Genomic DNA, 20,455 nt, shown 5'->3' on the forward strand with positions numbered 1-20,455 from the left:
CGCGAGCAAGCCCGCTCCCACAGTTGTTTTTGGTGTGGTCTCAAAATTTCACAGGTGTTTTGAGGCGGTCTCGGGATTTGCATCCCGCGGGAACCCGGTGCAATGCATTACTCCGCCAACAACACCGCCGCATCGAACCCGACCCGCAAGTTGCCCCAATGGCGGCCGTTGAAGAAGAACGGGACGTCGATCTCGGTCATGATTTCCCCGGTATCGCGCAGGTAGGTCTGGAGCAGGAAGCGCTGGGTGTTGCCCGCTGCGCGCAGGCCGATGGGGTCGTTGAAGATTCGCTTGTTGCGGCATACCGGCAGATCGACGGCGCGGTCACCGGTCGGTGGTTTGGATACCCAGCTGTTGTTCACCGGGCAATAACCCTTGGTGTCGACGATGAATGAGACCTTACCGCCCGGGGTGCTACGGGTGAGTTTGTCGCATTCTTCCTGGCAGACTTGGGCAAAACGCTCGGTGTAGCTGGTCATGTATTGCTTGGGATCGGTGCCGGGAATCAGTTGGTAGTTCTGGTCGAACAGGTTGAGGCCATTCTGCTGCAGCGCCTCCAGCTGGGCCTGCAGGCTGTCGCGGCACTGGCTGGCCCGGGTGATGGCGGCATCCAGCTTGCCATGGCCGAGCACAAACCGGCCCAACAATGCCTGGACCTTTTCAGCGACCCCGGACAGGTCACGGGTCGCTGTTGCCGAATGCTGCATGCGCTGGTCAATCGACTGGCTGTCGGCATGGATCTGCGTGACCCGTTCGTTGATGCCCGTGTTGGATTCGGCGAAAAGCTGGATATGGGACGCGATATCGGCCAACTTGCCATTGGTGGATTCGAAATCGCCGATCATGCTTTCGAAATGGCCCGAGGCACGCTCCACGACTTTCTGGGTTTCCCGGGCGCTATGGCTGATCTGGTTGGTCTGCTCATGGGTGGAACTGACTTCTTCGAGCATGGCGTCGATGTTGCGCGAGATATCGTCGGTGGCCCGGCTGACATTCTGCGCCAGGGTGCGCACCTCATCGGCCACCACGGCAAAACCCCGGCCGCTTTCACCAGCCCGTGCGGCTTCGATGGCCGCGTTGAGGGCCAGCAGGTTGGTTTGGGCAGAGATCTGCTGGATCAGCCCAACGATGGACTTGATGCTCGATGATCGTTGATTCAGGGCGCCTACCAACGTGGCGAATTCACTAAGGCTGCTGGAGATTTCACTGATGTTGCCTGTCACTTCCAGCAGTTCGGCATAGGAGTCGCGGGCCATGCTCAGGTTCTGGGCGGTGGTGCTGGAAATGCCTTGGGTCTGGCGCGAGACTTCTTCGATGCGGCCCACCGCGGTGTTGCTCTGATCCATCACTTCCTTGGCGAAGCGGGCCTGGTGGGTAGCGCTGTCGCTGGAGTCGCTGATGTTTTTCAACGAGCGGGCCGATTCGACCGCAATGTGCACAGTCAGCGCCTGGACGTTACTGATGATCTCTCGCTGCTTGGCCAGGAAGCGGTTGCAGGTGTCGGCCAGCACGCGGATTTCGTCGTGGGTCACCAAGGGCAGGTCTTTGGACAGGTCGCCTTCGCCGCTGGCGATCTCCTCGAGAGCCTTGGTCATGGCCGTGACAGGACGCACGATCAGGTGGCGAAAGTACCAGACCATGAAGCTGATCATGCACAGCGTCAGCAGCGCGCCGAAGAGCAGGGCATGGGTGAGACTGTCGAGCCGGCCCTCGACTTGCCCCAGTAGTGCGGGGTCCAGTTGCGCGGTGTGCAACTGCAGCACAATGTCGGCGCGGGCACTGAGGGCCACCCAGTAAAGCAAGCCACTGACCACGACCAGCAGGAAAAGGCTCGAGAGCTTTTTGGTGAGCGTATCGAAAAACCGCATCTCGATAGACTCGTACAAGGCCTTTAACGTCTGCATCCGTTGCTCCCGGGGTAAAAAATTACTTCGATGGCATACATTCGACCGCGAGCGCCAAAGCTTTAGCGCGATAGGGCGATTTGATATCACGTCGGGGCTTTCAACGGTTTTTAATCCGTCCTGCTGATGGCGGAATGGAGAAGTCAATATCCAGGGCGGTAAAGGTAGACGAAAGTCGTACTAGCGCTCTGCCCAGCGACTGCTACGGTTTGAGTGGAAAACAATAAAAACAACGGGAGTTGATTTTCATGTCCACTCAAAAACAACAGGCTGCGCGTGCCTACTGGACGGAAAACCTGCGCTGGATGCTGGCATTGCTGGCAATCTGGTTCTTGGTGTCGTTCGGCTTTGGCATATTGCTGGTTGACCAGCTCAACACCATCAGCTTCTTCGGTACGCCCCTGGGATTCTGGTTCGCCCAGCAGGGGTCCATCTACGTGTTTGTGCTCGAGATTTTCTTCTATGTCTGGAAGATGAATCAGCTCGATCGCAAATATGACGTCCACGAAGACTGAGGCCGACGAGCATGGATACCCAAACCCTGATCTACCTGTTCGTCGGCGCGTCCTTTGCACTCTATATCGGTATCGCCATCTGGACGCGCGCCGGCTCCACCAGTGAATACTACGTCGCCAGTAAAGGCGTGCACCCGGTACTCAATGGCATGGCCACCGGGGCCGACTGGATGTCGGCGGCCTCGTTCATCTCCATGGCCGGGATCATTGCCTTTGCCGGCTATGACGGCTCGGTTTACCTGATGGGCTGGACCGGCGGCTACGTGCTGCTGGCGATGTGTCTGGCGCCGTATCTGCGCAAGTTCGGCAAATTCACCGTGCCGGAGTTCGTCGGCGCGCGTTACTACTCGCAGACAGCGCGAGTGGTGGCGGTGATCTGCGTGATCTTCATTTCCTTCACGTATGTGGCGGGGCAGATGCGCGGCGTGGGCATCGTGTTCTCCCGTTACCTGGAAGTGGATATCAACACCGGCGTGATGATCGGTATGGCCATCGTGTTCTTCTACTCCGTACTCGGCGGCATGAAGGGCATCACCTACACCCAGGTGGCGCAGTACTGCGTGATGATTTTTGCCTACATGGTGCCGGCGATTTACATCTCGATGATGATCACCGGCAACCCGATCCCGCAACTGGGCTTCATCAGCGAAGTCACAGGCAGCGGCCAGAGCGTGATCGAACGGCTCAACGGGCTGGGGGCGGAGCTGGGCTTTACGGCTTATACCGATGGCACCAAATCGACCACCGACGTGTTTTTCATCACCATGGCGTTGATGGTCGGCACCGCGGGCCTGCCTCATGTGATCGTGCGGTTCTTCACCACGCCGACCGTGCGGGATGCGCGTAAATCGGCAGGTTACGCGTTGCTGTTCATCGCCATCCTCTACACCACCGCACCGGCTGTAGCGGCTTTCGCCCGTACCAACCTGCTGACCTCGATTCCCAATGTCAGCTATGCCACAGCGCCAGCCTGGTTCAAGACCTGGGAAAATTCGGGGCTGATCGCCTGGGCGGACAAGAACAACGACGGCATCATCCAGTATGGCCCGGGGGCAGCCCTGGTCGGCGCGCCGAGCTTCACGGGGGAACGCGGGGCGAACGAGCAGCGGCTGCTGAGCAACCAGGTTTCACCGGTGGCTAACGAGCTATATGTCGATAACGACATCATGGTTCTGGCCAACCCGGAGATTGCCGGGTTGCCAGGCTGGGTTATCGCTCTGATTGCCGCTGGTGGTCTGGCGGCGGCGCTGTCGACGGCAGCGGGGTTGCTACTGGTGATTTCCACATCGGTCTCCCATGACCTGCTCAAAAGCAACATCATGCCCAGGATCACTGAAAAGCAAGAGTTGCTGGCCGCCCGGATCGCCGCTGGCGTGGCGGTGCTGATCGCCGGATTGTTCGGCATCTACCCGCCGGCATTCGTGGCCCAGGTGGTGGCCTTTGCCTTCGGCCTGGCAGCGTCCTCATTCTTCCCGGTCATCGTCATGGGGATTTTCTCCAAGCGCATGAATCGTGAGGGCGCGATCGCCGGGATGATTGTGGGGCTGACGTTTACATTCACCTACATCGTCTACTTCAAATTCATCAATCCGGCGATGAACACCGCCGATCACTGGTGGCTGGGCGTATCGCCGGAAGGCATCGGCACCCTGGGGATGCTCTTCAACTTTGCGGCCGCAGTGGTGGTGTCACGCTTTACCGCGCCGCCGCCGGAGCACATTCAGCACCTGGTGGAAGATATCCGGGTTCCAAGGGGGGCGGGTGCGGCCATCGATCATTGATGTGCGCTAAGCCCTGAAAAAAGGGTGGGAAACGAACAAAGGCGCCGGAGTGATCCGGCGTCTTTTTTTTGGGGGCGAGTCAAGCGGGAAAGCGTTAGAAATATTTACTGGGAATCATTCTCAAAGTATATTCTCTCTCATTAACATCCCTCTGTGAGTGCTGCGTCTTGAATCGTTCCACCCCTCTCGCTACCCGCAACGCCTTTTTCAAACGCGTGTTGCCAACGCTGTCCTGCTGTTTCATCGCAAGCCCTTTGTGGGCGCAGGGCACCCTCGAACTGCCGACCACGGACATCCAGGGCAGTCGCATCACTCAGGACGAAGGCTATACGGCGTCGCAAGCCAGCACGGCGAGCAAAAGCGATGTACCGATCAAGGAAGAGGCGCAGTCGATCAATGTGGTGACCCAGCAAACCCTGGCGGACTATCAGGTGCGCTCGCTGGGTGATGCGATGAAGTTTGTCAGCGGCGTCAGCCAGGGCAACACCCTGGGCGGTTCGCGGGATTCGCTGGTCAAGCGCGGCTTCGGCACCAACGATGACGGCTCGATCCTGCGCGATGGCGTGCGTTCGAACCTGGGGCGCAATTTCAGCGCCACCACCGAGCGGGTCGAAGTGCTCAAGGGCCCAGCCTCGATGTTGTACGGCGCGCTGGAGCCTGGCGGCCTGGTCAACGTCATCAGCAAGAAACCCGAATACACCCAGAGCACAACGCTGAGCGGCTCGGCCTACAGCGAAGGCGGCGGCACCATGGCCCTGGACACCACCGGGCCACTGGGCGATACCGGCCTGGCGTATCGGTTGGTTGCCGAGCGTGGGCATGAGGATTATTGGCGCAACTATGGCGTCAATGAGAGCACGCTGGTGGCGCCGTCCCTGGCCTGGACGGGCGAGCGAGCCTCGTTGAACCTCAGTTATGAGTACAACGAATATTCCAATCCGTTTGACCGCGGCACGGTGTTCACCAATGGGCATCCGGCCGACATTGATTACAACAAGCGCCTTGATGAGCCTTGGGCCAAAAGCGTGGGAATTCGCGAAACGGCCACAGCCCGGTTCGAGTATGAATTGAGTGAAGCGTGGAAAACTCGTGTGACCTACGGGTGGAACAACGACCGGTACAGTCTCTCGATTGCGCAGCCGCGGCTGTCGAACGGAGTTTTCCAGCGTGCCGCCAACGGCGCGCACTATGACGATGAAACCCGCTACGCCAGTTGGGATTTCATGGGCAGGCAGGAGCTATTCGGTCAGCGTCATGACCTGTTGATCGGCGTCGACAATCAAGTGTCCGATCAATTCCGTGGCAAAACCTACCGCGGAGCATATCAATCAGGCTTTGACCCTGCGGCACCGGTGTACGGTGGTCTGGGGGAGCCAAGCACGGTAAATGCGCCGCAAAGCAACTTGAGCAACAAACTGACTTCCAGTTCGATGTATCTCAAGGATAACTGGCACCTGGATGACCGCTGGATCCTGGTCTTTGGGGGCCGTTACCAGCATTACGATCAATACGCCGACCAAGGCATGCTCAAGCGCGTCCACGTTCGCGACGATAACGGCGATGCTTTTGTCCCATTTCTGGGCCTCGTCTATAAAGCCACCGAGGAATTGTCGCTTTATGGCAACTACAGCCGGTCCTTCAAGCCTAACGATACCGTCGATAAAAACCTTGCCACCTTCAAACCGGAAGAGGGCCGCAGCTATGAAATCGGCGCCAAGTACGATCCATTGCCAGGCTTGAACATCAACCTCGCCCTGTTCGACATTGTTAAAAAGAACGTGGTGACCACTGTTGACGAAGTCTCCGAAGCCGCCGGCAAAGTCGCCTCCCAAGGCCTGGAACTCGACATCACTGGGCGCCTGGCCGAGCGTTGGGATCTGATCGGCACCTACGCCTACACCCACACGGAAATCCTCGACGATCCGGATGACGAAGGTCACCGCCTGGCCAACGCCCCCAAACACACCGCAAGCCTATACCTGACCCACCACCTGAACGTGCCTGCCGAATTCGGCGCCTGGCACGCCGGCGCCGGTGCACGTTACGTCGGCGAGCGCGCCGCCAACAACGCCAACGATTTCTGGCTCAGCAGCTACACCGTGGCCGACGCGTTCCTGCGCTGGGAGTCGCCGGTGTTCGGGCACAAGACCTCGTTGCAACTGAACGTGGACAACCTGTTCGATAAGCAGTACTACCCGTCCTCCACCGGCAGCCAACTGCAGGTCAATGTCGGCGAACCGCGCACCGCCCGCCTGAGTGCCAGCGTGACGTTTTGAGTACGCTGTCCTGAAATCAAAAATGCCCGGAACCTGAGTCTCGGGCATTTTTATTGGCGGCCAGCGGCTACGCCAGCGTGCGGCCAACGGGCACCTGCGCGATGTCACGTTTAGCTCCCGCCCTCAACGCGTGGCGCAGCTTCAGCGCCGGACGCTCAACGCAGTAATACGACAAGCCACTCAATGCCAGCGACAACACCAGCACCAGCGTAATCATCAAGACGCTGTACTCAACCGGCCAGAATGCCCGCAGCACGTACATCACCACAAAATGGTTGAGGAACACGCCATAGCTGATATTCCCCAGAAGCTCATCCATCCAGTGATGCTTGAGCTTGCTGAGCAAATGCACCGCCGGCAAACCCAATGCAATGCCCAGGGTCACTTCTGCGTTGAAGGGGCGGCGGGGAATAAACCCGACAACAATGGCCAGGAACATGAGTGCTGCCACGACCGTGGTGATGGACGCGAGCCATCGTCCTTTGGCCTGGGCGTGGTACAGGTAGCTGCCGCACAGAAAGATGAACAACACGCCCGGCAGTAGACGGTAGCCATAGATGTCGGTGTTGACGTAGCCCAGCGAGGCGACCAGGAAAACCGTTACGGACACCGCGAACGCAATGCCTCGGGCCTTATAAAGGATCAGGAACGGGATCAGCAGGTAAAAGCACATCTCCAGCCCCAGAGACCAGCCCGGTGGCAGGATCTCGGGCACAGTGACGCCGAACATGTAGAAACCCAGCGGCACGATGGGCAGGCTGGTGGCGATGTTTTCGATTGTCAGCGCCGCCGCCTGTGGGGAGCCCGGCAGCAGAAAATGAATCACCATGCAGGAGAGAACGAAATACAGAAGGAACTGCGGGTAAAGTCTCAACAGGCGGTCAAGATAGAACAGACCGATTTTCCCTGGGACGTTGTAGCTCCTGTCGATCAAGGGCGTCATCACAAAACCGCTGATAATCAGAAACGACACCACGGCAACAACGCCGGGGTTGAACCCCATGAACATCACGCCCATGTGCGAAATCGCCACGAGCATGGCCAGCAGCAACCGATAACCCCCCAAGCCTCTCATCCTTAGTCAGAGTTGATTCTTTGCGCGGTAACTTATGTGGCTTTATGGCCGGTGAACAGAGGATTGCGCGGTGGCGACGGGGGAGTGGGGGAAATTGGCAGATATGACATCGTTGTCTCAGCCAGACCGCCATCGCGAGCAGGCTTGCTCCCCCTTTGGAAGCGAACTGCTCGCAATGACGGTGGAACTAACCACAGGAATCCAAGGACTTGTATCATCGAAACGGGGAGGCAGCGGTTTGGCGCCTTGAATCATCCAGGCGCCAGGGCAAACTCAACGACGCTTGCCAAATACCGTTTTCGGCGACTTGCCAAAGAACCGGGTGAATGCGGCGCTGAAATTATTCGGGAATTTGTAGCCAACCTTGTAAGCCGCCTGCGCGACTTGGCAACCGCTTTCAAGCAGCGTGTAGGCCTTGCGCATGCGGATCTCGTGAAGCATCCGGTGTGGCGTGGAGTTGAAGCGGTAGTGCAGGCCTTCCTTGAGCTTGAATTCGTTGAGCCCGACTGCGGCGCACAGGTAGGGAATGGTCAGCGGCTGGTCCATTTGCTCGATCATGATGTCCCGTGCCTGGTCGAGTTTTTCGATGTCGCTGGCACTGAATTGCGGGTTCTGAATGCAGGTGGGCGGGCTCAGCAGTTTCAACTGCTCGGACAGCAGGCAGAGGGTGTGGATGTGCATGTCCAGCGCGCCGGTCGCACCCTGGTTGAGATAGCGTGCCAAGGCGGTGGCGTGGCTGGCACTGGTGGCTGAGGTTTTCTGAAAGGCCAGTTGGCGCACATTGCCGTTGCCCAGTAACTGGCGGGTGCGCTGCTCACCGATGTATCGGTTGAGCATGCCTTCACCGATCAGCAGCCTGAGCTGGGAGACGGTCGTGCCGGCTTCGTAGCAGCGCTCGCCGAGGCTCAGTTGAAACGACGTGATGGTGGTGTAGCCGGCTCGGAACGACACCGCCGAACCGTCGGCGCCCTTGTACCCGGAGTCGCCTTGCATGCCGAACGTGATGACCAGCATATGGCGATTGTGCGGGCTGACGGTTTCTTCGATCAGATTACGCGTGGGGCGGTAGCGCGAGCGCACCACCATCAGGTCGTTATCGACGAAATAGCGCTCGGAATAGCACTCACCCAGTTCTCCCGGCAGTTGCTGGCGCGTCCAGCCACAGGTGTCGTTGCTGATCAGTCGCGAGTGCGTTGGCGCAACTCGATACGACTGGGAAATCTTCTGTAGGGCCGCCACTTTTATTGTCCTCCTTGGTTGTCTCTGGCTTGCATATGGATTGATCCAGATTCCATATGAACTAGATGATAACTATTCGCATTAATCAATACCATGTTTGCATCTCAACTGCCATCGCAAGAACGCGGCAGTCGCTGATTCATTGATGGGGAGTGCGATGGGCAAGCCTGTATTGAAAGCCTGCGGTTACACGTTGTGCGTCGGTTGCTGCCTGGGCGCAGCCGTGAACGTCGCGGCGCAAACCGAGCTGGCTCCGGTCACGGTGACGGCGAACAAAATCGAACAGCTCCAGGAAACGGTTCCAGCCAGTCTGTCGGTGCTGACGGGTGAAGACCTGCGCAAGGGCGGCATCCATGACCTGGAAGACCTGGCGCGAGCCACTCCCGGCTTTACCTTCCAGCCCTTTGGCCAGTCGGGCACGAACCTGCCGGTGGTGCGCGGCCTGACTGCCAGCCCCACGGCGTTTTCCTCCTCGATGCTGATGTTGGTCGACGGCGTGCCGACCTTGATGGGGCAGGGCTTTGACCACAACCTGTTGGGGGTGGAACGCATCGAAATCCTGCGTGGACCGCAGTCGACTCTGTATGGCCGCAACGCAGAAGCCGGCGTATTGAGCCTCCATACTCGCCAGCCCGAAGCGCTGCCCTATGCCCGGATCGAAGCCGGTGCTGGCAGTCGCGACGAGCGCACCCTGGGCGTGGATGCCAGTACCGCGCTGCTCCCGGACACGCTGTACGCCGGGGTTTCCGGGCAATGGCTGGAGCGCGATGGCTACGTTGACAACGACTGGCGCGGCGGGCAGGCCGATGATCGTGAACGCCACAGTGCCCGTATGGTGCTGCGCTGGACGCCCACGTTGGCCACAGACGTCAACCTGCGCTACAGCCGCCAGGACTATCGCGACGGCGGTGCCCAGTGGGGAGCGGCGGATTCATCTCGGCGCCAGGTGCGCTCCGGCACCTCGAGCTGGAACCATTCCAGTGGCCGCAGCCTGTCTTTGGACGTGCAGCATGAGTTCGAGTCGGGCCTGAAGCTGCGCTCGATCACTGCACGCAATGACTTCTACGACCGGGTTCGCCAAGACACCGATTTCCAGCCTGCCGACCGCTTCCACGTCGCCCGTGATTACCACTTCAATACCTTGTCCCAGGAATTTCGCCTGGAAGGCCAGTGGGACGAGAACTCGTGGTTGCTCGGCGTTTATGCGGACCACGATGACCACGACCTGTCCTACCAACAGCAACTGCCCGTCAGCCTGTCCCGCACGGATGTGCAACTGGGTGGCAATACCGCGGCGCTGTTCGGCCAGTGGCTGATGCCCCTGGCCGAACGTTGGACCCTGACTCTCGGCGCCCGCGTCGAACAGGACAAGGTGCGCATAGATCCCCAGGGCGGTAGTGGCCAGAGCCAGGCGTGGCAACGCTTTACCCCCAAGGTATCACTGCAATACGAATGGCAAACGGATGCCTACCTGTACGCCAGCTATGCCGAAGGTTTTCGCGCCGGAGGTTTCAATGCCTTCTCCAGAGCCGCCAATTACCCCGGTTATGACCCGGAAAAGGTCAAGACGTATGAGGTCGGCGCCAAGGGTTGGCTGGATGACAGACGCCTGCGTTACTCGGCGGCGCTGTACTGGATGGACGTGCGCGACATGCAAGTGCAGCAACTGCTCCAACCGGGCGTGGTGTACATCACCAACGCGGCGTCGGCGCACTCCACGGGGTTGGAACTCGAAGCCCAATACCTTCTCGCTGACAACTGGACGCTGGTCAGCTCCGTGGGCCTGAACCGCACCCGTTTCCAGCGTTTCAGCGACGGCAACAGTGACTACCAGGGCAATCGCAATCCCTACGCCCCCGACTTCACCGGCCATCTGAGCCTGCGCTACGACGCCCCCGCCGGTTGGTGGGTCCAGGGTGGCGTGGATGTCGTCGGCAAGACCTACCTGGACTCGGCCAACCAGTACAGCCGTGGCGGCTACGGCTTGATCAACCTCAATGCCGGTTATGACATCGGCCGGTACGGCTTCAGTGCCTACGTGAAGAACGCCGCCGACAAGCGCTACGACGCCGTCGGCTATTTGAACGGCACCGCGCGGGTCTACAGCCCGCCAAGGGAAATCGGCCTGCGCGTGAGCTATGAACTGTGAGCTGCGAATGATGAATGGAAGCGACCTGGCAACACCACATCCCCTGCAACCCTACTGGGACCTGACTCTGGCCGGCGTGCGCGCCGACGCCTTGCGCATCGCGCTGGAATGGAAGCTGTTCAACCTGCTGCAAGAGCCTGTCACGGCGCAGACCATTGCCCGCCAGTTGCAACTCGACCCGGTCAACACCGGTTATTGGCTGGAAGCGCTATGGAGCATGGCCTTGCTGGTCCGTGACCAACAGCAACCGCCGCGCTACCAAAACTCTGCTGTGGCCCACGACTACCTGCGCGCCGAGGCCCCGGACTACTGCGGCGATGCGTGGACGTTCCGCCTGCGCGGGCTTCGGCATTTCGGCGGGCAGTTGGGCGACCAGGTACGGGCCGGTCAGCCCAGCGGGCAGGCGCCGAACGTGGCGACCACCATCGAGAACTGGACGGCCGCTGCACGTCTGCAATTGGCCCAGGAGCAACGGGCCGTCACGGTAGAGGTGGCGTTGCGCCTGATGGCAGGGATTCCCGAGTTCGCCCACGCCCGCCGATTCCTGGACTTGGGGGGTGGCCCGGGTCTGGTAGCGATTGCCTTGGTCCGGGATAACCCGCTGTTGAGTGGCGAGGTGTTCGATTTCCCCCAGACCGTCAGCGTGGCGGAGGAAAATATCCATAGGGCCGGCCTCCAGCAGCGCCTCAGCGTCCGCGGCGGGGACCTGGCAAACGATGACATCGGCGAGGGGTATGACCTGATCTGGTGTTCTTCAGTGTTGCACTTTGTCCCGGACCTGGCCGTGAGCCTGGAGAAAATCCATGCCGCATTGCGTCCTGGTGGCGTGCTGGTCAGTGCCCATGCCGAAGTCCCCCTGGACCCGGACCTGGCCCGGCGGGTCATGCCTTACTACCTGTCGATGCAAATGCTCGGTCGTCAGGTCACCCAGGCTGGCGGCCTGGCCGATGCGTTGACTCAGGCCGGTTTCGTCGATATCGACCATTACCCTGAAGTGGCCCTTGCCGTCGCCCCGGTCGCGGTGCAAGTGGCGCGTCGGAGTGGCCCATGAAAGGTCAGGAAAACGCGCGCATGTGGCGCCTGCAGTTGCTGTTCGGCTGGCTCCATTTTGTCCTCGCAGTACCCAGCATTTACCTGCTGCTCGGGCTTCCGCTGGTCATGCGTGAACACGGTTGGTCCGGCACCGATATCGGGTTGTTCCAACTGACGGGGCTGCCGGCGGTGTTCAAGTTCCTCTTGGCCGTGCCCGTGCAGCGCTATCGGACCCCCCAAGGGCACTATCGCCTTTGGGCACTGGGGCTGTGCCTGCTGCTGGCGCTGTTGCTGGTGTTGGCCAGTCAGCAGGCGATCACCGCCAATCGGCTGGTCCTTTTCGGTCTGGCCTTCGCTGCTGGCGTGCTGGCGACCTGGGCCGACATTCCGGTCAACGCCCTGGCCATCAAGTTATTGCCGCAAGCGCAGCGATTGCGCGCAGGGGGGATCCGTTCGGCGGCGCTGTTCCTCGCCGCCATTGTGGGCGCTGGGGTCATGCTGGTGGTGCAGCAGCGCTGGGGTTGGCAGGCGCCGTTTCTGTTGATGGCGGCCGGGTTGCTACTGGCCCTGCCGTTTCTCGGGCGCTTGCACGAGGCGGATGGCAATGCTGTCGAGCCCCAGGCATGCAGGCCGGCCTTGGTGGATTGGTCCGGTTTTTTCCGGCAGCCCGGCGCACGTCTCTGGATCTGGCTGCTGCTCAGCGGTTTCCCCTTTCTTGGTGCGGCGTGGCTTTACCTCAAACCGCTGTTGCTGGACCAGGGGATGCCTGCGCAGCAGGTGGCCTGGGTTGCCGGCGTCGGCGGCGGGGTGGTCGGCGCCCTGGCGAGCATTCTGGGCGCCAGGCTGGTGCAACGCCTGAGCCCGGCCCGGGTGACCCCGTGGTTCATGGTCGGTGCCTGGTTGGCGTTACTGGCCTTGACGGGCGCGGTATGGCTCCAGGCCTCGAGCTCGTGGTTGGTGGCGGCGGCTTATCTCCTGGCCATGGCGATGGGCGCGGTATCGAGCCTGATGTTCGGCCTGATGATGTTTTTCTCCCGTCGTCACCACCAGGCTGATGACTACGGCCTCCAGGCCAGCCTCTTTGTACTCACGCGCCTGTTGGTACCGATCGGTGCCGGCGTGTTGCTCGATCGCAGTGGTCCGGCGGGAATGCTTGCCGGTCTGTGCCTGGCAATGCTCGGCGTGTGTGCACTGGCGATCGCTGCGCGACGTTCGATAGCCCAGGCCACGGTGGATGCCGGTATCCCCGACAACCGAGCTGACCGAGCTAAAGGCGAATCCGCCCCCCAAGTAAGTTAGACCCAATAGGAATGGAGTCCATGAAGGCAACCTTAGGTATCTGCTTGATTACCCAGACGCAGCCTCTGATCGAGGATGTGGCATTTGTCGTCGATTATTTGCAGGCCTGTTTGCAGCCTCCGGCAAATAATCCCGACTGGCCGCTTTCGATCAGAGGCAACGAGCCGATGCATCGTGCCTTGGGCCCCAGGCCCCACGGCGAAGCTGTCCTGGAGACTTTGATGGTCCAGGCCCAGCAGTATTTGCAGGGCAACCCGTGCGTGGCGGCGGCGCTGCCCGACTTGTGGGTGCTGACCTTCGATTCGCCCCAAGCCGCCCGGCAAAGCTTGCGCCGACAAGCTCCGCCGTTGTCCAACGAACTGTTCATTCTCGATCTTTGTCAGCAAAGCGAGGCGGGGGACGAGGATCCCTTTGATGAATTGATCGCCGCTGCGCCCGTGTCACGCCTGTCGCCTCATTCGGCGCTGCTGTATTGCGCCTTGCCGGCCCTGCCGGGCTGGATGAACCGGGTCGGCGGCAACCGCCATTTGCGTGTGGCGGGGCAGGACCGCGCTGCGCGTCGGGCGGACCTGCTGCGCATCCTCCTCGATCATTTGGAGCACGCACACTTCAACCGTTTGCTGGCGCGCTCGATCAGCGGGCCGTTGCTGTCGGTGAGCCTGGCGACGGAAATCACCCGGTTCATGTGCAGTCGCTGGCAGCAGCGTTGGGACTTTCATGCCTACACCGGGTCGATGGTGGCGGGGTTGATCCAGTCGATGCAGCAGAACGTCGCCGGCACCGGCGTGCGTTGCCTGGGCGGCTGCAACGAACACAGCCTGGCGGTCAGTGCCATGGCCGGCTGGCAGTTGTTTGGCCGGGCCTACGTGATTGCCGTGACGTCGGGCATGATCGATGAGTTTCGCGGCACCCTGGCCAATCTCAAGCGGCTGGGGGCTCCGGGGCTGATCGTCTGTGCCGACAGCCCGGAGAACGTCTGGTATGCCTTCCAGGGCACCCACGATCTGGACAACGACGGCTGTCGGGTCATCGAGGCCCGGGGGCTGCGCCAAGTCTTCATCCGCAAGGTCGAGGAAATCGGTCCACGCCTGGAAGAGGCCTTCGCCATGCTCGCCGAACGAGCCGAGCCGGTGTTTATCCTGGCCACCCAGGGGGTGCTGGAATCCCGCCCTCAGGTGCCGCTGGACGTACGCCTGCCCGAGCTCATGTCGACACCGGCCTGGCGCCCCGACACGCGGCAGGCCGGCGCGCTGGACCAGGCCCTGGAGCTGATCAATCGCGAGCCGGTGCACCTGCTATGGCAGTGCGGCAAGCTCAGCGCCGAGCAGCGTCGGCGCGTGTATGCCCTGGCCGAGCGTGGTGCCATCGGCCTGGCGGACAGCATCACCCAACCCGGCAGTGTCGGTCCTTACCACGAGGGACGGGCGGTGCCCGAATACCTTGGGCCATTGTCTCTGTATGGATTCAGCCGGCGGGTGTACCAGTTCATGCATTGCGAGCATGAGTTGAACGGGGCCCAGGACCACTGCGTGTTCTTTCTCAAGGGCAAGGTCGACCAGGCTGCCACGCCATTCTCCGAAGGCAAGCTCAAGCGCCAATTGCGGGTGGTGCAGGTCAATCATGAACCGCGGCATCTTTCACCGTTCACCGATTTGGCGCTGGATGTGCCGCTGGATGCGTTCCTGGACCATATCGAGCGCGGGCTACAGGTCGAACCCCAAGTGCTCGCGTTGCGGCGCGACAAGCTCCGCGAGATTGCGCAACGTAGCGAAGCCGTGGCGGCGGATCACATCGAGACCCTGCCCATGACCGCCAACTACTTTTTCCATCGGCTCGGCCATCTGGTACGCGAGCTGATCGAGCATCAGGGGTATCGCTACATCGGCGTCTACGATGTCGGCCGTTGCGGTATTTCGGCGGTGCGTAACGTGCCACGCACTGACCCGGGATTTTCCGGGTGGTATGGACGGGCGTTGATGGGGGATGCGCTGATGGCCTTGCCCTATATCGCCATGACCGCCGAGGGCAATGTCCTGGCGTTCGTGGGCGATGGCGCTCGGGCCCTGGTGCCGGATATCGAGGCACGCCTGGCGCAAGCGCTGGCCGAGGACCCGTGCGCGAACCAGCGCAACGTCAGTCTTTTCTACCTCACCAATGGCGTGTTGTCGCTGATCCAGACGTACCTCGACAAACGCTATGCCCACAACGGCGCCCAGCAAGTTGCGGTGACCAGCGCCGGGGCAGTGGCTGCGCCAATGGAACGGATCGGCGCCATCAGCGTGCACCGCGAACGCTTGGTCAACTTTGATGAAGCCGCCCTGCGCCAAGCCCTGTCGCAACCCGGACAACTGAACATCTTCGACGTGTTGCTGGCCCATAACTCGGAGGGCGACGGTTTGAGCCTGGTCTCCGAAACCGCCTGGAACCGTCAATGAACCTTCGCCAAGGACATACCCCCATGAAATTCGGCTTCATCGCCCATCCGACCTCCATTGCCCTGCAACGCCAGGTGAAGATCATCGACCTGCTGGACCGCACGCTCGCTGAGCAAGACCGCGGGTATCAGGCTCAGCTCTGGAAGTCACGCAATCTGGTGCCGTTCGCTGACTTCGGGCGCATCGTCAGCGCCAGCGGCGCGGTGTGCGAGGGCATCTTGCATTACCTGCCGCTGACCGCGGAGCAAATGCTCAGCCAGCCGCGAACCATCGCCGCACGGGTGCTCGAAGGCGTGCACAGCCTGCAGGAGCAGGGCGCGCAACTGGTCGGCCTCGGTGGCTTCACGGCGATTGTCGGCAACCGCGGGTTGCAGACCCTCGACCGCAGCGGCGTACCGGTCACCACCGGGAACTCGTTGACCGCCTACGCCGCCTACAAGAACGTGCTGGAGGCCATGGCCCGACTGGAGGTGGCGCCGCAAGACAGTGAAGTGGCGGTGGTCGGTTACCCCGGTTCGATTGCTCTGGTCATCGCCAAGCTACTGGCCGGCGACGGTTGCCGCCTGCGCCTGGTGCATCGCGGTAGCGCGCAGCAGGGCCGTGACAGCCTGGCTTGGCTGCCGGCGCAGTTCCACGGCCAGGTGCAGCTCACGACCGATATCGACAGTTGCTACAAACACGTACGTTTTTACGTCGCGGCGACGTCCAGCGGCGGCGTGATCGACCCCTATCGGCTCGCGCCTGGGGCCGTGGTGGTGGACGCTGCGTTGCCCCGGGATGTACTGCCGTTTCATCAAGACCGCCAGGACATCCTGATCATCGACGGCGGTCTGGTGTCGGCCAGCGCCGACTTGCGTTTCGGCACTGAAACCCTGGGGGTGGCGCCGAAAAAATTCCTCAATGGCTGCCTGGCGGAAACCTTGGTGCTGGCGTTGGAGGGGCGAGCCGAAGCGTTTTCCATCGGTCGCGAATTACCCGAGGAGCGGGTACTGGAAATTGGCCGCATCGCTGAACTGCATGGTTTCTCGCCGTCGCCCATGGCCTCTTATGGCGAGCGCCTGACAGACGCGGATTTCCAGGCCCTGCGACGCTTCCATCGGACCACGAAAGTCCCCACCACCGTCGAACAACCCGCCGATCAACCGGCTGCCCTGCGGGCCGAAGCCTTGCGTTGTTTCGACCAGCACATCAACCCGGTGCTGAGGGAGTTCTACCAGTTCAACCACATCGAACGGGTGTTCACCCACGGCAGTGGTTGCTGGCTGACAGACCTGGACGGTGGCCGTTACCTGGATTTCGTCGCCGGCTACGGCTGCCTCAATACCGGGCACAATCATCCGCGCATCAGCCAGGCGTTACAGGCCTATCTGCAACAGCAATACCCCACGTTCGTCCAGTACGTATCGGTGCCCTTGCAGACCAGCCTGCTGGCCCAGCGCCTGAGTGAGCTGGCGCCGGGAAACCTGGATCGGGTGTTTTTCAGCAACTCGGGCACCGAGGCGATAGAGGCGGCGTTGAAGCTGGCGATGGCGGCCATGCAGCGACCTCGAATCCTGTATTGCGACAACGGCTATCACGGCAAGACCCTGGGAGCGCTGTCGGTCACCGGGCGAGACAAGCACCGCGACCCTTTCAAGCCGCTGCTGGCGCGCTGCGATTCGATCCCTTTTGGCGATCTGGCGGCGCTGGAAAGTGCCTTGCGCCAAGGGGATGTCGGCGCCTTTATTCTCGAACCGATCCAGGGCGAGGGCGGGGTGATCGTGCCTCCGCAGGGCTACCTGAAGCAGGTTCGCGCACTTTGCAACGCCTACGACTGCCTGTTGATTGTCGATGAGATCCAGACGGGCCTGGGCCGCACAGGCAAGCTGTTCGCCTGTGAGTGGGAGGCGGTGGTGCCAGATATCCTGGTGCTGTCCAAATCGTTGTCTGGCGGTGCGGTGCCCATCGGCGCGACGCTGTCCAGCGCGGCGTTGTGGGACCGTGCCTATGGCAGCATCGACACCTTTGCGTTGCACACATCGACCTTCGGCGGCGGCAACTTTGCGTCGGCTTCGGCTCTGGCGACGCTTGAGGTGATTGCCGCAGAAGACTTGGCCGGCAACGCCGCCCGGGTCGGTGGGCAGCTCAAGCAGGCCCTGCAAGAGGCGGTCAGTCCGTACCCGTTCATTCGTGAAGTGCGCGGCGTCGGGTTGATGATCGCCATTGAGTTCGAATACAGCTTCAAAGGCGGCGTCGAGGCCTTCGTGCGTGAGTTCGCCAGCCGCATTCCGGGCAATGCGGCGGGCACCTATCGCATGCTCTCCGGTAAAGCCAAACGGCATATCGAGGAGGCCATCTGTGAGGTGGAGAAAAACTTCGAGGAGATGTTCGTTTTGCGTTTCGTCAGCAAATTGTCCCGGGAGCACGGTGTGTTGACCTTTGTCACCGCCAACAACAACCGGGTCATGCGCATCCAGCCTCCACTGGTGCTCAATGACGCCGAAGCACAGCATTTTGTCGAAGCCTTCAGTGCCGTGTGCGAGGACATGTCGACCTTCCTCGCCTGACGCCCGCACGAGCCCTTGAAAGAGGGCTTTTGTTTATCTGTTGCGATACACCCCGTCGATTCCTGCTGTCGATGAACTGCTTATCGCAGAGTGGCCGTTCTAAATGCATACGAAAACGGACCTTGCGCATATGAAATTCAAAGGCCTTTGAATTGATTAATCAAAGAGCCTGCATGAGAATTACTTACATTCAGTAACAGGTATTAAACATGAAACTTCCTCCGCTTGTCGCTGCTGTTTCGAGCCTAAGTAACGAAGAAATAACCCGTTATAGTCGACACTTGTTGATTCCTGATGTGGGCGTGGAAGGGCAGTGTCGTTTAAAGAGCAGCAAAGTACTGGTCATCGGTGCCGGAGGCCTGGGTTCGCCGGCGTTGCTTTACCTGGCGGCGGCCGGTGTCGGTACCCTGGGTATCATCGATTTCGACCGGGTGGACGAGTCCAACCTGCAGCGCCAGGTGATCCATCGGGTTGCCACGGTGGGCCAGTTGAAGGTCGACAGTGCCGCCGAGGCGATCAACGCACTGAACCCCTATGTAAAAGTCGAACGTCACACAGAGCGACTGGAACCGCAAAGCGCGGTGCAACTGTTCAGCCAATATGACCTTATCCTCGATGGCACTGACAATTTCGCCACCCGCTACCTGGTCAACGATGCCTGTGTGCTGGCCGGCAAACCCTACGTCTGGGGGTCGATCTTCCGCTTCGAAGGCCAGGCCTCGGTGTTCTGGGAAAGCGCCCCTGGCGGCGTCGGTCTCAACTACCGCGACCTGTATCCCGAGCCGCCTCCGCCCGAGCTGGCACCATCCTGTTCCGAAGGTGGGGTGCTGGGCATTTTGTGTGCGTCCATCGGCGCAATCATGGCCACTGAGGCGATCAAGCTGATCACCGGCATCGGCGATAGCCTGCTGGGGCGCCTGATGGTGTACGACGCGTTGGACATGTCCTACCGACAGATGCCGCTGCGGCGCTCTCCGGGTCGTCAGCCCATCACGGGCCTGAGCGATTACCAGGCCTTTTGCGGCCTGAGCGCGCCCCACGGCGTGCAGGATTCAGACATCCCTTCGATCAGCGCCAGGCAATTGCAGGTATTGCGCGAAAGCGGTCAGGACGTGTTGTTGATCGATGTGCGTGACCGCACCGAATGGGACATCGTGCGGATCCATGGCGCCCAGCACATGCCCAAGGGGCCGAAGACAGCAGAGCTGATCGAAACCCGGTTCGGCAAGCACGCCAACCTGGTCCTGCACTGCAAGACCGGCGCGCGCTCGAAAGCGGTATTGCTTGAGCTTCAACGGCGAGGCTTCAGCAACGTACGCAACCTCGATGGCGGCGTGCTGGCCTGGGTTCGGGATGTCGAGCCAGCGTTGCCGGCCTATTGAGCCTGAAGATGAGGAGCGATAATGCTGAGTATTCGTGCCGGCCTGCTGGAAGCCATGCTGGAGCAGGCGCGGCGGGATCATCCGCTGGAAACCTGCGGGATCGTCGCCGCACCCATAGGCGTTCGTACCGCCGAACGCCTGGTGCCCATGGACAACGCCGCCCGTTCGCCCACGTTCTTCAGTTTCGATCCCAGGCAACAACTGGCGGTCTGGCGAGCGCTGGACGAGCGAGACGAGGAGTGTCGGGTGATCTATCACTCTCATACCGCCAGTGTCGCTTATCCGAGCGCCGAGGATGTGCGTTATGCCGGTGATGCTTCGGTGCATTACGTCATTGTTTCAACACTGGCGGCGGTTGCCGAGTGCGTGCGAAGTTTTCGAATCATCAATAACAAAGTGACCGAAGAGCGTATTTGCGTGGTGCACTGAAAGTTATAAGCGATACCGCTCCACTCAATAATCAATGGTCAAAGGGCTGTTTAAAGCTCAGGGAGTTCTGCATGTCGATTTTTGTCACGGTGCCAACTTTATTGCGCACTTTCACCCAGGATCAAAAGCGTATTGAAGTTCAGGGTCAGACCGTTCTTGACGTTATCGAATACATGGAAAAACAGTATCCGGGGGTCAAGGAACGGCTGATCGGCGATGGCCAGGTGCATCGTTTCGTGAACATCTACGTCAACGATGACGACATCCGCTTTGTCGACAACCTCGCCACGGTACTCAAGGCCGGCGATAGCCTCACCATTCTCCCGGCCGTGGCCGGCGGTTGAGGCAGGACGCTGACCCGGGGCTGCGCGCGGCACCTCACCAAAGGCCCGC

14 protein-coding genes are annotated in these 20,455 nt (G+C 60.7%); 11 read left to right on the plus strand and 3 right to left on the minus strand.

Annotated features, from left to right (window positions below; translation table 11 throughout):
• Nucleotides 1–107: 107 nt before the first annotated feature.
• The gene (locus HU811_RS01700) at nucleotides 108–1,904 is read right to left on the minus strand and encodes a methyl-accepting chemotaxis protein (protein WP_186653489.1); all 1,797 of its coding nucleotides are present in this window, start codon (nucleotides 1,902–1,904) and stop codon (nucleotides 108–110) included.
• A gap of 248 nt (nucleotides 1,905–2,152) precedes the next feature.
• Here HU811_RS01700 and HU811_RS01705 point away from each other — a divergent pair, with 248 nt between their 5' ends.
• The 3 genes from HU811_RS01705 to HU811_RS01715 all read left to right on the plus strand — a co-directional run bounded on the left by HU811_RS01705 (nucleotide 2,153) and on the right by HU811_RS01715 (nucleotide 6,476).
• Complete coding sequence (locus tag HU811_RS01705; RefSeq protein ID WP_092397776.1) at nucleotides 2,153–2,419, plus strand: DUF4212 domain-containing protein; 267 nt, start codon at nucleotides 2,153–2,155, stop codon at nucleotides 2,417–2,419.
• Between the two features lie 11 nt (nucleotides 2,420–2,430).
• Nucleotides 2,431–4,200 (plus strand): sodium:solute symporter family protein, encoded by a 1,770-nt coding sequence (locus HU811_RS01710; RefSeq protein WP_186653492.1) that lies wholly within the window; start codon nucleotides 2,431–2,433, stop codon nucleotides 4,198–4,200.
• 167 nt (nucleotides 4,201–4,367) lie between these two features.
• The gene (locus HU811_RS01715) at nucleotides 4,368–6,476 is read left to right on the plus strand and encodes a TonB-dependent siderophore receptor (RefSeq protein ID WP_186653495.1); all 2,109 of its coding nucleotides are present in this window, start codon (nucleotides 4,368–4,370) and stop codon (nucleotides 6,474–6,476) included.
• Nucleotides 6,477–6,543: 67 nt separating this feature from the next.
• Here the strand turns inward: HU811_RS01715 and HU811_RS01720 are convergent, their stop codons facing one another.
• Together HU811_RS01720 and HU811_RS01725 are read right to left on the minus strand one after the other, a co-directional pair.
• Nucleotides 6,544–7,542 (minus strand): acyltransferase family protein, encoded by a 999-nt coding sequence (locus tag HU811_RS01720; protein WP_437179480.1) that lies wholly within the window; start codon nucleotides 7,540–7,542, stop codon nucleotides 6,544–6,546.
• Nucleotides 7,543–7,824: 282 nt separating this feature from the next.
• Nucleotides 7,825–8,790 (minus strand): helix-turn-helix domain-containing protein, encoded by a 966-nt coding sequence (locus HU811_RS01725; RefSeq protein WP_092397782.1) that lies wholly within the window; start codon nucleotides 8,788–8,790, stop codon nucleotides 7,825–7,827.
• 157 nt (nucleotides 8,791–8,947) lie between these two features.
• On the opposite strand from HU811_RS01725, the gene HU811_RS01730 reads away from it, so the two are divergent.
• The 8 genes from HU811_RS01730 to HU811_RS01765 all read left to right on the plus strand — a co-directional run bounded on the left by HU811_RS01730 (nucleotide 8,948) and on the right by HU811_RS01765 (nucleotide 20,406).
• Nucleotides 8,948–10,939, plus strand: a complete 1,992-nt coding sequence (locus tag HU811_RS01730) for a TonB-dependent receptor (protein WP_186653500.1) — start codon at nucleotides 8,948–8,950, stop codon at nucleotides 10,937–10,939.
• Nucleotides 10,940–10,949: 10 nt separating this feature from the next.
• Nucleotides 10,950–11,990, plus strand: a complete 1,041-nt coding sequence (locus HU811_RS01735; protein ID WP_186653693.1) for a methyltransferase — start codon at nucleotides 10,950–10,952, stop codon at nucleotides 11,988–11,990.
• Entirely contained in the window at nucleotides 11,987–13,270 is a 1,284-nt protein-coding gene (locus HU811_RS01740) for an MFS transporter (RefSeq protein ID WP_186653502.1), read from the plus strand. The genes HU811_RS01735 and HU811_RS01740 overlap by 4 nt, the downstream gene beginning before the upstream one ends.
• A gap of 20 nt (nucleotides 13,271–13,290) precedes the next feature.
• Nucleotides 13,291–15,705, plus strand: coding sequence for a decarboxylase (locus HU811_RS01745; protein WP_186653504.1), 2,415 nt, complete (start codon nucleotides 13,291–13,293; stop codon nucleotides 15,703–15,705).
• Nucleotides 15,706–15,728: 23 nt separating this feature from the next.
• Complete coding sequence (gene pigE, locus HU811_RS01750) at nucleotides 15,729–18,251, plus strand: prodigiosin MAP biosynthesis aminotransferase PigE (RefSeq protein ID WP_186653695.1); 2,523 nt, start codon at nucleotides 15,729–15,731, stop codon at nucleotides 18,249–18,251.
• Between the two features lie 209 nt (nucleotides 18,252–18,460).
• Complete coding sequence (moeB, locus tag HU811_RS01755; RefSeq protein ID WP_186653506.1) at nucleotides 18,461–19,633, plus strand: molybdopterin-synthase adenylyltransferase MoeB; 1,173 nt, start codon at nucleotides 18,461–18,463, stop codon at nucleotides 19,631–19,633.
• 21 nt (nucleotides 19,634–19,654) lie between these two features.
• Nucleotides 19,655–20,062 carry a M67 family metallopeptidase gene (locus tag HU811_RS01760; RefSeq protein WP_092397794.1) on the plus strand — a complete coding sequence of 136 codons (408 nt, stop codon included), beginning with the start codon at nucleotides 19,655–19,657 and terminating at the stop codon, nucleotides 20,060–20,062.
• Nucleotides 20,063–20,133: 71 nt separating this feature from the next.
• Complete coding sequence (locus tag HU811_RS01765) at nucleotides 20,134–20,406, plus strand: MoaD family protein (protein WP_092397796.1); 273 nt, start codon at nucleotides 20,134–20,136, stop codon at nucleotides 20,404–20,406.
• The last annotated feature ends 49 nt before the right edge of the window (nucleotides 20,407–20,455 follow it).

The sequence above is a fragment of the Pseudomonas tehranensis genome (assembly GCF_014268615.1).
Classification (GTDB): Bacteria; Pseudomonadota; Gammaproteobacteria; order Pseudomonadales; family Pseudomonadaceae; genus Aquipseudomonas; species Aquipseudomonas tehranensis.

Excerpts from the sequence above, each read along its gene's own strand:
- HU811_RS01745 (WP_186653504.1), top strand. The coding sequence starts at position 13,291 with ATGAAGGCAACCTTAGGTATCTGCTTGATTACCCAGACGCAGCCTCTG.
- HU811_RS01705 (WP_092397776.1), top strand. The coding sequence starts at position 2,153 with ATGTCCACTCAAAAACAACAGGCTGCGCGTGCCTACTGGACGGAAAAC.
- HU811_RS01760 (WP_092397794.1), top strand. The coding sequence starts at position 19,655 with ATGCTGAGTATTCGTGCCGGCCTGCTGGAAGCCATGCTGGAGCAGGCG.
- HU811_RS01740 (WP_186653502.1), top strand. The coding sequence starts at position 11,987 with ATGAAAGGTCAGGAAAACGCGCGCATGTGGCGCCTGCAGTTGCTGTTC.
- HU811_RS01730 (WP_186653500.1), top strand. The coding sequence starts at position 8,948 with ATGGGCAAGCCTGTATTGAAAGCCTGCGGTTACACGTTGTGCGTCGGT.
- moeB (WP_186653506.1), top strand. The coding sequence starts at position 18,461 with ATGAAACTTCCTCCGCTTGTCGCTGCTGTTTCGAGCCTAAGTAACGAA.
- HU811_RS01700 (WP_186653489.1), bottom strand. The coding sequence starts at position 1,904 with ATGCAGACGTTAAAGGCCTTGTACGAGTCTATCGAGATGCGGTTTTTC.
- HU811_RS01735 (WP_186653693.1), top strand. The coding sequence starts at position 10,950 with ATGAATGGAAGCGACCTGGCAACACCACATCCCCTGCAACCCTACTGG.
- HU811_RS01765 (WP_092397796.1), top strand. The coding sequence starts at position 20,134 with ATGTCGATTTTTGTCACGGTGCCAACTTTATTGCGCACTTTCACCCAG.
- HU811_RS01710 (WP_186653492.1), top strand. The coding sequence starts at position 2,431 with ATGGATACCCAAACCCTGATCTACCTGTTCGTCGGCGCGTCCTTTGCA.
- pigE (WP_186653695.1), top strand. The coding sequence starts at position 15,729 with ATGAAATTCGGCTTCATCGCCCATCCGACCTCCATTGCCCTGCAACGC.